14 protein-coding genes are annotated in these 12,540 nt (G+C 66.0%); 5 read left to right on the top strand and 9 right to left on the bottom strand.

Annotated features, from left to right (window positions below):
• Positions 1–196: 196 nt before the first annotated feature.
• A complete protein-coding gene (locus tag SIDU_RS19780; protein ID WP_007688983.1) occupies positions 197–352 on the top strand; it encodes a hypothetical protein in 156 nt (51 codons plus the stop codon).
• A 243-nt stretch (positions 353–595) separates the two neighbouring features.
• On the opposite strand, the gene SIDU_RS06805 is transcribed toward SIDU_RS19780, so the two are convergent.
• The 4 genes from SIDU_RS06805 to rpsF form a co-directional block, all read right to left on the bottom strand.
• On the bottom strand, positions 596–970 hold the full coding sequence (locus SIDU_RS06805) for a c-type cytochrome (RefSeq protein ID WP_007688985.1): 375 nt from the start codon (positions 968–970) through the stop codon (positions 596–598).
• Between the two features lie 269 nt (positions 971–1,239).
• Positions 1,240–1,836: a 50S ribosomal protein L9 gene (rplI, locus tag SIDU_RS06800; RefSeq protein WP_007688987.1), complete on the bottom strand. Its 597-nt coding sequence runs from the start codon at positions 1,834–1,836 to the stop codon at positions 1,240–1,242.
• Between the two features lie 13 nt (positions 1,837–1,849).
• A complete protein-coding gene (gene rpsR / locus SIDU_RS06795) occupies positions 1,850–2,074 on the bottom strand; it encodes a 30S ribosomal protein S18 (protein WP_004212076.1) in 225 nt (74 codons plus the stop codon).
• 13 nt (positions 2,075–2,087) lie between these two features.
• Positions 2,088–2,492, bottom strand: coding sequence for a 30S ribosomal protein S6 (gene rpsF / locus SIDU_RS06790; RefSeq protein WP_007688995.1), 405 nt, complete (start codon positions 2,490–2,492; stop codon positions 2,088–2,090).
• Positions 2,493–2,812: 320 nt separating this feature from the next.
• On the opposite strand from rpsF, the gene SIDU_RS06785 reads away from it, so the two are divergent.
• Entirely contained in the window at positions 2,813–4,216 is a 1,404-nt protein-coding gene (locus SIDU_RS06785; protein ID WP_007688997.1) for a GntP family permease, read from the top strand.
• A 49-nt stretch (positions 4,217–4,265) separates the two neighbouring features.
• On the opposite strand, the gene SIDU_RS06780 is transcribed toward SIDU_RS06785, so the two are convergent.
• The 5 genes from SIDU_RS06780 to SIDU_RS06760 all read right to left on the bottom strand — a co-directional run bounded on the left by SIDU_RS06780 (position 4,266) and on the right by SIDU_RS06760 (position 9,766).
• Positions 4,266–4,625, bottom strand: coding sequence for an RcnB family protein (locus SIDU_RS06780; RefSeq protein ID WP_007688999.1), 360 nt, complete (start codon positions 4,623–4,625; stop codon positions 4,266–4,268).
• 190 nt (positions 4,626–4,815) lie between these two features.
• On the bottom strand, positions 4,816–6,021 hold the full coding sequence (locus SIDU_RS06775; RefSeq protein WP_007689001.1) for an ABC transporter permease: 1,206 nt from the start codon (positions 6,019–6,021) through the stop codon (positions 4,816–4,818).
• Positions 6,022–6,082: 61 nt separating this feature from the next.
• The gene (locus tag SIDU_RS06770; protein ID WP_007689003.1) at positions 6,083–6,784 is read right to left on the bottom strand and encodes an ABC transporter ATP-binding protein; all 702 of its coding nucleotides are present in this window, start codon (positions 6,782–6,784) and stop codon (positions 6,083–6,085) included.
• Positions 6,785–6,789: 5 nt separating this feature from the next.
• Positions 6,790–8,304: an efflux RND transporter periplasmic adaptor subunit gene (locus tag SIDU_RS06765; RefSeq protein WP_007689005.1), complete on the bottom strand. Its 1,515-nt coding sequence runs from the start codon at positions 8,302–8,304 to the stop codon at positions 6,790–6,792.
• A complete protein-coding gene (locus tag SIDU_RS06760) occupies positions 8,297–9,766 on the bottom strand; it encodes an efflux transporter outer membrane subunit (protein ID WP_007689007.1) in 1,470 nt (489 codons plus the stop codon). The genes SIDU_RS06765 and SIDU_RS06760 overlap by 8 nt, the downstream gene beginning before the upstream one ends.
• Before the next feature lie 128 nt (positions 9,767–9,894).
• Between SIDU_RS06760 and fabD the strand changes: the two genes are divergently transcribed.
• Genes fabD through fabG form a run of 3 tightly spaced genes read left to right on the top strand, consistent with a single transcriptional unit; the run spans position 9,895 to position 12,387 of the window.
• A complete protein-coding gene (fabD, locus tag SIDU_RS06755) occupies positions 9,895–10,830 on the top strand; it encodes an ACP S-malonyltransferase (protein ID WP_007689009.1) in 936 nt (311 codons plus the stop codon).
• Between the two features lie 8 nt (positions 10,831–10,838).
• Positions 10,839–11,645 carry a crotonase/enoyl-CoA hydratase family protein gene (locus tag SIDU_RS06750; protein WP_025772065.1) on the top strand — a complete coding sequence of 269 codons (807 nt, stop codon included), beginning with the start codon at positions 10,839–10,841 and terminating at the stop codon, positions 11,643–11,645.
• Between the two features lies 1 nt (position 11,646).
• Positions 11,647–12,387 (top strand): 3-oxoacyl-[acyl-carrier-protein] reductase, encoded by a 741-nt coding sequence (gene fabG, locus SIDU_RS06745; protein ID WP_007689014.1) that lies wholly within the window; start codon positions 11,647–11,649, stop codon positions 12,385–12,387.
• The last annotated feature ends 153 nt before the right edge of the window (positions 12,388–12,540 follow it).

Genomic DNA, 12,540 nt, shown 5'->3' with positions numbered 1-12,540 from the left:
GCCGCGAAACCTGCGGTCTGCACGACTTAAGCAAAGCTATCTTCCATCTCTCTACAAATACAGTAGATATATTGCCGAGCGCAACGCTCCGCGGCTTTTGAAGGATGTCAGCTTGCTCCGCGTCACCAACGGCTAAAGCGCACGGTACTGAAGCGACGACGCAAGGTTTCGTGTTCCTCCTCGACAGGAGAAGACGATGACCCGCAATGCCATTCGTTCCCGCCGCCAACGCCGATTCGGCGCCAGCCCGCAGATCCACATTCCCCATTCCTCCTGGACCCGTCCCGAACGTCCATCCGAAAGCGGGACGCCGGTCAAGCCCGACGAGTTCTGGAGCCGCCTGGGGCTTTGAACCGGGGTGTTTCCGTGAAGTGGGATAAGGCTGGCCATCGTCCGCCTTCTCGCGCTGAACCGAATGCCGATCGGCGCTGGAGCGCGTTGGCTACTTCCCGTCACTCCGAGTCAAGCACGGGGTGACGAAAGGAGGAGTGGCGGGAAACCACCCAAATCCCTCAGTCCTTCGAATGTTGAATTGCCCGCCTGCCTGGAGGGATTTCCCAAGCAGGCGGAAAATCTTCATGGCATGGTTTTCAGATCATTTCCTGCCCGCGCTGGCGAGATAGGCGATCAGATTGGCGCGATCCGCGGGATTGGGCAGGCCCGCGAACATCATCTTGTTGCCCGGCACGCTGGCGGACGGCTTGGTCAGGAAAGCGTCCAGCGACTTGGCGTCCCAGCGGATACTGGCTTTCTTCATCGCGGCGGAATAGGCGAAACCCGGAGCCGCGCCGGATGGCCGGCCCACGATTCCCGCGAGCGACGGACCCAGACGGTTGACTCCCGGATCGACCGCATGACAGGCCATGCAGCGGGCGAAGACCGCCTTGCCCTTGGCGGCGTCGCCCGCCTGGGCGAGCGCGGGGCTCGCGATCAGCATGGAAGCGGCGAGCGCGGCGAACCTCGAAATCATCGATTGTCCTCTTCCCTTGATGACCGGCTGGAATTCATGCCGGGGTGCGTAAATGGCGAATAGCAGCCTGAATCTGAACGGGAATTGAAGAGCGCGCCGGAAGGGCGCTCTATGGAGAGCGGCGGAAAGGCTGTTCGGCGCTCTGGGTTGGGGTGCTGCCCTCCCAGGTCCGCCGGACAGCCTCTCTCCCCATCTGCCGACAACCCGGCGCCAATAAAAAAGCCGCCCGGTGAGGGGCGGCTTTCCTATTGTCGTTCCGAAAGGAAGGCTCAGGCTTCTTCGGCCGGAGCTTCTTCGGCTTCCACGGCGATTTCGCCGGGTTCCGCATTCGGATCATAATCTTCGATGAAGCCGCTCTCGTCCTTTTCGAACAGGTCGGCCATCACGTCCACGCCCTGGCTCTGAAGCTCTGCTTCTTCCGGCGAGCGGGCGACGTTCACCGTGATGGTGACGGCGACTTCCGGGTGCAGCGCGACCTTGACGTCGAACACGCCCAGCGCCTTGATCGGGCGTTCCAGCACGACCATCGCCTTGGTGACGTTGGTGACGCCATCGGCGTGCAGCGCTTCCACCACGTCGCGGACGGCGACTGAACCGTAGAGATGGCCGGCGTTGGACGACTGGCGGATCAGGACGATCTGCTTGCCGTTGACGCCTTCGGCAGCCTTTTCGGCGTCCGAGCGGCGGGCGGCGTTGTCCGCCTCGATCTTGGCGCGGTTGGCTTCGAACACCTTTTTGTTGGCGGCGTTCGAACGCAGCGCCTTCTTGTTGGGCAGCAGGTAGTTACGCGCGTAACCGTCCTTCACGGTGACGACGTCGCCGATGGCGCCCAGCTTCTCGATCCGTTCGAGGAGAATGATTTCCATGGGTCTTACTCCCTCACTTCACGATGTAGGGCAGCAGGCCCAGGTGACGGGCGCGCTTGATGGCCTGGGCCAGTTCGCGCTGCTTCTTGGCGGACACCGCGGTGATGCGGCTGGGGACGATCTTGCCGCGCTCGGACACGAAGCCCTGGAGCAGACGGACGTCCTTGTAATCGATCTTCGGCGCATCCTTGGCGGCGAAGGGGCAGCTCTTGCGGCGGCGGAAAAACGGGCGTGCCATGTTTCAGATCTCCTTATTCGCCAGCCGGGGCTTCTTCGCGCTCGCGGCGCGGGCCGCGATCGCCACGCTCGCCGCGCGGACCGCGCTCGGCGCGTTCCTGCTTGCGCATCATGACCGACGGGCCGGTTTCCAGCTCATCGACCTTGATGGTCATGTAGCGGATGATGTCTTCGTTGATCTGGGTCTGGCGTTCCAGTTCCGCGACGACGCCGGCGGGGGCGTCGATGTTCAGCATCACATAGTGCGCCTTGCGGTTCTTGGCGATCTTGTAGGCCAGGCTGCGCAGGCCCCAGGTTTCCACCTTGGTCACCTTGCCCTGCATTTCCTCGACGATCTTGGTGGCGGTTTCCGCCAGGGCGTCCACCTGCGCCTGTGCCAGATCCTGGCGCGCAAGGAACACATGCTCGTAAAGAGCCATGGATATTGCCTCATCTGTTGGCCGATCGCTGACGCCCGCCCCATGCGGAACGCCCCTCCGGCTGTCGTCCATAAGCATTCGTTCGCAGGGCCGCGAGTCACCTCCGGCCAAGCGAAGCGGCGCCTATGGCGGAAATGCGGGGGAAAGGCAAGGAAGAGTTGAAAGGGTTTGAGCCAATCCCTCCTCCGTTCGGGCTGAGCCCTTCGACGGGCTCAGGACAGGCTTGTCGACGCCTTCCACTTCCTTCTATCCATGGAAAAGTAAGGAAAGCACTTCGACAAGCTCAGTGCGAACGGATGTGATTTCTGGGGGAGATGGTAATGGCGGTCGGGATCGCGGCGCTTTCGCTGATTTTGCTGATGGTCGCGGCCTATCGGGGGATGAGCGTCATCGTGATGGCGCCGTTGCTGGCGATGCTGGCGGTGTTCCTGACCGATCCGGCCGCGGTGCCGGCGGTCTTTTCCGGCCTGTTCATGGACAAGGTGGGGAGCTTCCTGAAACTCTATTTCCCGGTCTTCCTGCTGGGCGCTCTGTTCGGGAAGCTGATCGAGATTTCGGGCTTTTCGCGTGTCATCGTGACGGCTGTGATCGGGCTGGTGGGGGCGCAGAGGGCGATCCCGGCGATCATGCTGGTGACCGCGCTGCTGACCTATGGCGGGGTTTCGGTGTTCGTGGCGGTGTTCGCCGTCTATCCCTTCGCCGCCGAGATGTTCCGGCAGGGCGACATCCCCAAGCGGCTGGTGCCCGCGACCATCGGCCTGGGGGCGATCACCTTCACCATGGACGCGATGCCGGGGACGCCGCAGATCCAGAACATCATCCCCACCAGCTTCTTCGGCACGACCGCCTGGGCGGCGCCGGTGCTGGGGCTGATCGGATCGGCCTGCATCATGGGGCTGGGCCTTGCCTATCTGGGCTGGCGCCGGCGGGCGATGCGGGCGGCGGGGGAGGGCTATGGCGCGCCGGAGACGCTGGTGAACGAACCGGAGGCGGCGGACATGGGCGGGCGGGCCGTGCATCCGCTGGTCGCCCTGCTGCCGTTGCTGGTGGTGGGATTGGGCAATCTGGCGCTGACCATGCTGATCCCGCGCCTGGCTGCGGGGGAGGAGGTTAGCATGTCGCTGCCCGGCTTGACCGATCCGGTCGCGGCGAAGGTGGCGCAGGTCGCTGCGCTCTGGGCCGTGGAGGGCGCCTTGCTGCTGGGCATCGGGACGATCCTGCTCTTTGCCTTCCGCCCCGTGGCGCGGCGCTTCGCCGACGGGTCGAAGGCGGCGGTGGGCGGCGCCCTGCTGGCGGGGATGAATACGGCGGTCGAATATGGCTTCGGCGCGGTGATCGCGGCGCTGCCGGGTTTCCTGGTGGTGAAGGAGGCGCTGAGGGCCGTGCCCGATCCGTTGGTCAATGAGGCGATCACGGTGACGTCGCTTGCCGGGATCACGGGGTCTGCTTCGGGCGGGCTGTCGATAGCGCTGGCGGCTATGGCGGAGCAGTTCGCGGCGGCGGGGGACGCGGCGGGCATCCCGCGCGAGGTGCTGCATCGGGTGGCCTCCATGGCGAGCGGGGGCATGGACAGCCTGCCGCATAACGGGGCCATCATCACCCTGCTGGCGGTGACGGGGCTGACCCATCGGCAGGCCTATAAGGATATTTTCGCGCTGACCCTGATCAAGACCTTCACCGTGTTCGTGGTGATCGCGGTCTATTATCTGACGGGGTTGACATGAAAAACGCCCCGGAGCGTGGCTCCGGAGCGTTCCGGCCGATATGGCCGGCTTAGCGGAGGGCGCCTGCGACGACCGTGCCGATGATGCCGCTGGTGATGGCGATCAGGACCGCGTCATTGCCGGAGCGGACCCAGCGGTAACCGCGCGGCGGGGCGTTCAGGCGATAGCCGCGATAATTGTCGATCACGCGATAGTTGGTCGCATAGCGACGGTCGAATCGCTGCCCCTTGGCCCAGCGGCGATGATTGTCCTTGCGGACCACCGTGGTCCGGGTGACGGTGCGGCCGTGGGGGCCGTGCTTCACGACCTGGCGGACTTCACGCTGATGCGCGGCCTGCGCCTGCGAGGCGACCATCGGGCTGGCGGTCATGGCGGTGGCGGCCAGGCCCATCAGAATCTTCTTGAACATGATCTTGCTCCTTCTTTCTTGCTCCGGCCGGCTCTCCCGGCGTTGAAGACAGAATTAGGAGCCATTTGTCGCAGGCCTGTGCCGACCATGCCCAAGGATTGTCGAAAATTGTAACAGAAGCGGAATTAGTCTGAATATCGGTTCAGAAAAGACCGCCTTTCAAGGGCTTGAAGGAACTTTCGGTCCGCCGTCATTCGTGGCGCAGGGCGTCGATGGGGTTGAGCGCGGCGGCGCGTCGGGCCGGGAAATAGCCGAAGACCACCCCGATGGCGGCCGAAAAGAGGAAGGCGATCACATTCACCTTCACGTCGAAGATGAAGGGCACCTGCATCAGCGGCGCGATCGCGACCGACGCGACCAGCGCCAGGAACAGGCCGATCAGCCCGCCCAGGCAGGACAGCACGATGGCCTCGACCAGGAACTGCATCAGCACTTCGCGCGCGACCGCGCCGATGGCGAGGCGGATGCCGATCTCCCGCGTGCGCTCCGTTACCGAAACCAGCATGATGTTCATGATGCCGATGCCGCCGACCAGCAGGGAAATCGCCGCCACCGCCGCCACGATCTGCGTCAATATGGTGGTGGTGCCGGTCAGCGTGTCGCTGATCTGCTTGGTGTCGAAGACGTTGAAATTGTCCTCCGCGCCCGGCTTCACCTTGCGGCGTTCGCGCATCAGTTCCTCCAGGCTGGCCTGGACCGCGCTGGTGTCGTAGGCGTCGTCCACCGCGACCATGATCTGGCTGATGTCGCGGTCGCCGGTGAAGCGGCGCTGGACGAACTTGATCGGCATGACGACGACATCGTCCTGATCCCCGAATCCGCCCTGGCCCCGCGTGGCGAGCGCGCCGATCACCTGGCAGGATACGCCCTTGATGCGTATGCGCTTGCCGACCGGGTCATTGCTCTGGAACAGGTTGGTGCGCACCGTATTGCCGATGATGCAGACGGGTTTTCCCGCCTCCTCCTCCTCCGGCATGAAAAGGCGGCCGGTATCGGCCTTCCAGCTTTGCACCTCGAAATAGGCGGCGGTGGTGCCGTAGACGGTGGTGGACCAGTTGCTGCCTTCGTAAATGGCCGTGCCGCTGGATTGCACCATCGGCGCCACGGCGCGGACGCCGGTAAGCTGGTTTTCGATGGCGGTCAGGTCGGCGGGCTTGAAGTCGGGCGGGCGCGGGCCGCCGCCGCCCCGGCCGAAACCCTGGCCGGGGCGGAGTTGCAGCACATTGGCGCCGAGCGAGCTGATCTGCTCGCGCACGGCGGCGGTCGCGCCATTGCCCAGCGTGACCATGGTGACGACCGCCGCCACGCCGATGATGATACCCAGCGTGGTGAGGAAGCTGCGCAGCTTGTGCCGGTTGATCGCCCGGAAGGCGAGGATGACGGTGGTGCCTAGCATCTTTCGCGCGCGCCTTCGTTCATTCCCGCCTTCGCGGGATTGACGGGGGAGGGTATCGCCATCACGCCGTCACCCCCTGCTCGACCCGCTCCACCAGCCCGTCCTTGAAATGCACGATGGTCCGCGCAAAGGCGGCCATGTCCGGCTCATGCGTCACCATCAGCACGTTGATGCCGCCATTGCGGTTGAGGTCGGTCAGCAGTTCCATGATCTCCACCGATCTTTCGGAATCGAGGTTGCCGGTCGGCTCGTCCGCCAGCAGCACGTCGGGCTGGGTCACGATGGCGCGGGCGATGGCGACGCGCTGCTGCTGCCCGCCGGACAGTTCGGCGGGCGTGTGGTCCCACCAGTCCTTCAGGCCGACCTTGTCCAGCGCGGCCATGCCGGCCTCATATCGGGTCTTCTTGTCCTCGCCGCGATAGAGCAGGGGCAACTCGACATTCTCCAGCGCCGTGGTGCGGGACAACAGGTTGAACCCCTGGAACACGAAGCCCAGATAGCGGCGGCGCAGCAGGGCGCGCTGGTCGCGGTCGAGCGTTTCGACATGCCGCCCCTTGAACAGGAACTCCCCGCCCGTGGGCACGTCGAGGCAGCCCAATATGTTCATCGTCGTCGACTTGCCGGAGCCGGAAGGCCCCATGACCGCCACGAAATCGCCCTGCGCAATGTCGAGATCGATGCCCTTCAGCGCCTGAAAGGCGGTCGGGCCGGCACCATAGACCTTGGTGACGCCGCGCAGGGAGATGATCGGATCGGCCGCCATGCGCGTCAGCTTCCGCTCTGGCGGCCGGTGCGGACCGGCGCTGTTTCCGCCTTCCCGCCGCCCGAATTGCCGAGCTTGCCGACGGTCGCCGGGCTGCCGTCGGTGGAGCGGTCGCCTTCCGGCCTGCGGTTGCGGTCACGCGGTCCGCCGCCCCGCGAACCGCCATCGGCCTGGTCCTCCGCCGGAGCCTGCTGGCCGGCGGCAAGTTGCCCGGTGATGACGCGCATGCCGGGCTTGAGGCCGCCGCCGGTGATGACCGTGCGCGCGCCGTCGCTGGCGCCGACGGTCACCTGCACTGCCCTGGGATTGCCGTCCTCGCCCACGACGTAGACGGTCTGGCTGCTGCCGATGCCGAAGCTGACCTGCCGGTTCGCGCCGCCCCGGCGGAAACGGCGGGGGCCGGGGACGATCTGGCTGGTGATGCCGCCGCCCTGGTTGCCCGCGCTGGGCTTGAAGCGAAGCGCGCTGTTGGGGACGAGCAGCACGTCATGCAGTTCCTGCGTCACGATGTCGGCGGTCGCGGTCATGCCGGGGCGCAATATCTCGTCCTTGTTGTCCACCGACAGCACCGCCGTATAGGCGACGACGGTGCCCGTCGTGCTGCTGGCCGCGCTGCTGCCCGATGAGGAGGAGGAACTGGCGCTGGCGCTGTTGGAGCCGACATTGACCCGCGTCACCCGCGCCGGAAAGGTGCGGCCGGGGAAGGCGTCGACGGAGAAATTGGCGCTCTGGCCTTCCTTCACCTGTCCGACATCCGCTTCGTCGACCGAAACCTCCACCTCCATCTGGGTCAGGTCTTCGGCGATGGTGAAAAGGACCGGCGCGTTCAGCGAGGCGGCGACGGTTTGTCCCGGCTCTATGTCGCGGGACAGGACGACGCCGGTCACGGGCGAGACGATCTGGGCGATGGAAAGATTGGTCTGCGCCGTGGAAAGCTGCGCCTGCGAAACGCGAACCTGCGCCTGCGCCGAGCGGAGGTTGGCGAGGGCGGAACTGTAGTCGGCGCGGGCGGCATCCAGTTCCGTCCTGGCGGGAACGCGCCCGCCGGAGAGCTTGAACACGTTGAGCTGGCGGTCGAGCGTCGCCTTGGCCAGCGCCGCCTGCGCCTCCGCCTGTGCAACGCCAGCCTGCGAGGAGGCAAGCTGCGCCCGGTTCTGGTTGATCGTGTCCACCAGCCGCCGGGTGTCGAGTTCGGCCAGCTTCTGCCCCCTGGTCACGCGGTCGTTCACATCGACATGGACCGCCGTGATCTTGCCCGACTGTTCTGAACCGACATCGACCTGGTTGATGGGCTTCAGATTGCCGGTGGCGGATACGGAGACGGTGAGGTCGCCCTTGCGCACTTCCCGCGTCGCGTAATTGGGCTTGTCGTCCCCCGAAAAGCAGCGGGCAAGCAGCAGGACGAGGATCAGCAGGGCGACGCCGACCGCGCCCCGGACCGCCCATTTGCGCCACGGCCTTTCGGGCCGCTCCCCCAGAAAGTCGTTCAGGCCCTGATCGCTGGTCGCATCGTTAGTCATTGGGACGGTTTTCCATATTCTGCCAGCCGCCGCCCAGCGCATTGTAGAGCTGGGCCAGGCCAAGGACTTCGTCGGATTGCGCGCCGGCAAGGCTGTTGCGCGCATTCAAAAGGCTGTTCTCGCTCTGGGAAAGCGTCTGGAAATCGATCAGGCCCGCCTGATACTGGCTGCGCGCCAGGATCGCGGCGTTGTTCGACGCTTCATAGGCGGTCGCGAACTCCGCCTTGCGGGCGCGGGCGCTCGACAGCGACACCATGGCATTCTCCACATCCTCCAGAGCGGACAGCACCGCCTGCTTGTAGGCGGCGAAGGCGGCGTCGGTCGCCGCCCGTTGCGAACGGACCTGCGAGGCGAGGCGTCCGCCGTCGAAGATGACCTGCGCCACATTGGCGAAGACGCCGCCGGTGACCAGGCTGAACAGGTCTTTGAAGCTGTTGGAGGTCGTGCCGATATTGCCGCTGATGCCCAATGAGGGATAAAGCTGCGCCTGCGCCACGCCGATGCGCGCCGTTGCGGCGGCCAGCGCCCGTTCGGCCGAGCGCACGTCCGGCCGCTGGCGCAGCGTGTCGGCGGGGATGCCGGTGGCGATCTGCGCGGGCGCGGCGGGGATCGGGGCGGGGGTTTCAAGGCTCCGGGTCGCTTCGCCGGGCGCCTGCCCCGTCAGCACTGCGATGCGGTTGAGGCTGCCCCGAAGGCTCGCCTCAAGCTGGGGCACGGTCGCGTTGGTCTGCGCCAGTTGCGCCCGCGCCTGCTCTGCGTCCAGCGAGGAAACCAGGCCCGCCTGAAGCCGCCAGCTGGCGATATTGTAATTGTCCTGCTGGATCGCCTGCGTCTCGCGCGCGATGCGCAACTGCTCCTGCGCCAGGCGCGCCTGCACATAGTTGGTGACGAGTTCGGAGACGATCGTCGCACGCACATTGGCGAGGTCGTATCCGGAAGCGGCAAGATCGGCCCGCGCAGCCTCCGCCGAACGGGAAAGCTCGCCGAACAGGTCGACCTGCCAGCTTGCATTGGCGCCCACCGAATAGCTGCTCGACCAGTTGGAGCCGCCGCCGCCGATCGGATTGCCGCTGGGGTCCAGCCGGCCGCCCGCATCCCGGCTGCTGTAGTTGCGCCCGCCGCTGGCCGATCCGTTCACCTGCGGCAGGAAGGCGGCCCTTGCCTGCCGCAGCGATTCCCGCGCCTGGCGAAGGCGCGCCTGCGCCTGCACGATGTCCAGATTATGGGCGATGGCCCGGTCGATGAGGCCGCTCAGCGCCGGATCGTCGAGCCGCGTCCACCAGGCGGCCAGTTCCGCCTCGTCCAGCGGAGCGCCGGCGCCCTGGATATAGGCCGCCGGCACGCCGAGCGCTGCGGGGGCGGGGGCGCGATAATCGGGGCCGGCCGCGCAGCCCGACAGGACCAACGCGGTTCCCGTGATCCATCCAAAGCGATATCGCACCTTTTCCTTATACTCCGTCATCGTTAAAGGCGGTCCTCCAGCGAGAACTGCCGAAATGGGCCGGGCGCCTCAACGGCATTTGTGTCTCAAAGTGTAACGGCTTTGAAAAATTGCGCTTTTGCAGGGGCGCGCAGGTCAGAAGGTGGATGATGAGGGCATTTCTTTTTCCGGGGCAGGGCAGCCAGTCGGTGGGCATGGGCAAGGCGTTGGCCGACGCCAGCCCGGCCGCGAAGGAGCTGTTTCAGGAGGTCGACGACGCCCTGTCGCAGCATCTGTTCCGCATCATGGTGGAGGGGCCGGAAAGCGACCTGACGCTGACGGAGAATGCCCAGCCCGCGATCATGGCCAATGCGCTGGCGACCCTGCGCGTGATGCAGAGGGAGGGCGGTTTTTCGCTGGCGGAAAAGGGCGATTATGTCGCCGGGCACAGCCTTGGCGAATATAGCGCGCTCTGCGCGGCGGAGGCGTTCGACATCGGCACCACGGCGAAGCTGCTGAAGCTGCGCGGGCGGGCGATGCAGGCCGCCGTGCCGGTGGGCGAAGGCGCGATGGCGGCTCTGCTGGGCGCGGATATCGAAAAGGCGCAGGCACTGGCCGACGCTGCCGCCGAGGGCGAGGTGTGCACCGTCGCCAACGACAATGACCCGACCCAGGTGGTGATTTCTGGGCATCGCGGGGCCATCGAGCGCGCGGTGGCGCTGGTCAAGGACCATGGCATCAAGCGCGGCGTGCTGCTGCCGGTGTCGGCGCCCTTCCACTGCCCGCTGATGCAGCCCGCCGCCGAGGCGATGGAGGAAGCGCTGGGCAAGGCGGCGATCGGCACGCCGCTGCTGCCGGTCTATGCCAATGTGCTGGCGAGCGCGATTGCCGATCCGGAAGAGATCAAGCTGCGGCTGGTGGAGCAGGTGACGGGCCGGGTCCGCTGGCGCGAATCCGTCGCGGCGATGTGGGACGCGGGCGTGACCGAATTCGTCGAACTGGGCGGCAAGGTGCTGGGACCGATGGTCAAGCGCATCGCGCCCGACGCCACCGTGCGCAGCATCGTGACGATGGACGATATAGAGGCCGCGCTGGGCGCGCTGTGACCGGCGGCATGAGCAGCGCTCCCGTCCTGACCAGCCGCGACGGGGCCGTGTTGACGGTCACGCTCAACATGCCGGACCGGCGCAATCCGATCTCCGATCCGGCGATGGTCGATGCGCTCTGCGCTGTGTTCGAGGAGGCGGAGCGGGATTTGTCGATCCGCGTCGCGATCCTGACCGGGGCGGGGAGCGCCTTTTCCTCCGGCGGCGACCTGAATGCGATGCGGCCTGATGCGGGCGGGTTGCGGGCGGGGCTGCCTGCGCAGACGCGGCGCAATTACCGGGCGGGAATCCAGCGATTGCCTTTGCTGTTCCAGGCTTTGGAATTGCCGGTGATCGCGGCGGTCAATGGCCCCGCTATCGGCGCTGGCTGCGACCTGACGTTGATGTGCGACGTCAGGATCGCGGCGGAATCGGCCAAATTCGCCGAGTCCTTCGTGAAGCTGGGCATCGTGTCGGGCGATGGCGGGGCCTGGCTGCTGCCGCGCATCGTCGGCTTTTCCAAGGCGACCGAACTGGCGCTGACCGGCGAGACCATCGACGCGCAGGAGGCGCTGCGCATCGGGCTGGTGAGCGAGGTGGTGCCGGACGCCGACCTGCTGGCGGCGGCGCGGGCCGTGGCGGACAAGATCGCCGCCAATCCGCCGCACGCGACGCGCATGACCAAGCGGCTGCTGCGCGCCGCGCAGACGGCGGAATTGAACCAGATCATGGAAATGGCGGGCGCGATGCAGGCGCTGGCCCATGCGACGGCGGATCATGACGAGGCGATAGACGCCTTTTTCGAGCGCCGGACGCCGAACTTCAAGGGAGATTAGAATGTTCGATCTGACAGGCATGACCGCGCTGGTGACGGGCGCTTCGGGGGGTATCGGCTCCGCCATCGCGAAAGCCCTCGCCGCGCAGGGCGCCACCTTGGCCCTTTCGGGCAGCAATGAGGAGAAGCTGAAGGCCTTTGCCGCGGAACTGGGCGGGGACCACAAGATTCTGGTCTGCAACCTCGGCGATCCGGCGGCGGTCGACGCGCTGGTGGGGCAGGCGGTCGAAGCGCTGGGCGGGAAGATCGACATCCTCGTCAACAATGCGGGCATCACCCGCGACAACCTGATCCTGCGGATGAAGGATGAGGAATGGTCGGACGTGATCTCGGTCAATCTGGAGGCGGCCTTCCGCCTTGCCCGCGCCGCCGCCAAGCCGATGATGAAGGCCCGTTTCGGCCGCATCATCTCCATCACCTCCGTCGTGGGCGTCACCGGCAATCCGGGCCAGGCCAATTATGCGGCGTCGAAGGCGGGCATCATCGGCATGTCCAAGTCGCTGGGCCAGGAACTGGCGAGCCGGGGCATCACCGTGAACTGCGTCGCGCCGGGCTTCATCCGTTCGGCCATGACCGACGCGCTGAACGACGCGCAGAAAAGCGCGATCCTGACGAAGATTCCGGCGGGCGACCTGGGCGCGGGCGAGGATATCGGCGCGGCTGTGGTCTATCTCGCCAGCAAGGAAGCGGGTTACGTCACCGGCCAGACGCTGCACGTCAATGGCGGCATGGCGATGATCTGAAGGGGAAGGATCGGTCGATCCCAAAGTCCCACGCTGCGGCTTTATTCCATCGCGCCCGGAAATTTTGGGCATTTGCAAAGCCGCCGCCTTGTGCCATCGGGGCTGAAGAGTCGAACGCAGGTGGGGCGATGCCACCCGATTGTCTCTTGCCTC

Source organism: Sphingobium indicum B90A, from assembly GCF_000264945.2.
GTDB lineage: Bacteria > Pseudomonadota > Alphaproteobacteria > Sphingomonadales > Sphingomonadaceae > Sphingobium > Sphingobium indicum.
Note: the sequence above shows the minus strand (reverse complement) of the source record. Positions and strands in the feature narration are given on the sequence as shown.

What these genes read in the sequence shown, in the direction of transcription:
- SIDU_RS19780 (WP_007688983.1), top strand. Translation starts at nt 197, where the DNA reads ATGACCCGCAATGCCATTCGTTCCCGCCGCCAACGCCGATTCGGCGCC.
- SIDU_RS06805 (WP_007688985.1), bottom strand. Translation starts at nt 970, where the DNA reads ATGATTTCGAGGTTCGCCGCGCTCGCCGCTTCCATGCTGATCGCGAGC.
- rplI (WP_007688987.1), bottom strand. Translation starts at nt 1,836, where the DNA reads ATGGAAATCATTCTCCTCGAACGGATCGAGAAGCTGGGCGCCATCGGC.
- rpsR (WP_004212076.1), bottom strand. Translation starts at nt 2,074, where the DNA reads ATGGCACGCCCGTTTTTCCGCCGCCGCAAGAGCTGCCCCTTCGCCGCC.
- rpsF (WP_007688995.1), bottom strand. Translation starts at nt 2,492, where the DNA reads ATGGCTCTTTACGAGCATGTGTTCCTTGCGCGCCAGGATCTGGCACAG.
- SIDU_RS06785 (WP_007688997.1), top strand. Translation starts at nt 2,813, where the DNA reads ATGGCGGTCGGGATCGCGGCGCTTTCGCTGATTTTGCTGATGGTCGCG.
- SIDU_RS06780 (WP_007688999.1), bottom strand. Translation starts at nt 4,625, where the DNA reads ATGTTCAAGAAGATTCTGATGGGCCTGGCCGCCACCGCCATGACCGCC.
- SIDU_RS06775 (WP_007689001.1), bottom strand. Translation starts at nt 6,021, where the DNA reads ATGCTAGGCACCACCGTCATCCTCGCCTTCCGGGCGATCAACCGGCAC.
- SIDU_RS06770 (WP_007689003.1), bottom strand. Translation starts at nt 6,784, where the DNA reads ATGGCGGCCGATCCGATCATCTCCCTGCGCGGCGTCACCAAGGTCTAT.
- SIDU_RS06765 (WP_007689005.1), bottom strand. Translation starts at nt 8,304, where the DNA reads ATGACTAACGATGCGACCAGCGATCAGGGCCTGAACGACTTTCTGGGG.
- SIDU_RS06760 (WP_007689007.1), bottom strand. Translation starts at nt 9,766, where the DNA reads ATGACGGAGTATAAGGAAAAGGTGCGATATCGCTTTGGATGGATCACG.
- fabD (WP_007689009.1), top strand. Translation starts at nt 9,895, where the DNA reads ATGAGGGCATTTCTTTTTCCGGGGCAGGGCAGCCAGTCGGTGGGCATG.
- SIDU_RS06750 (WP_025772065.1), top strand. Translation starts at nt 10,839, where the DNA reads ATGAGCAGCGCTCCCGTCCTGACCAGCCGCGACGGGGCCGTGTTGACG.
- fabG (WP_007689014.1), top strand. Translation starts at nt 11,647, where the DNA reads ATGTTCGATCTGACAGGCATGACCGCGCTGGTGACGGGCGCTTCGGGG.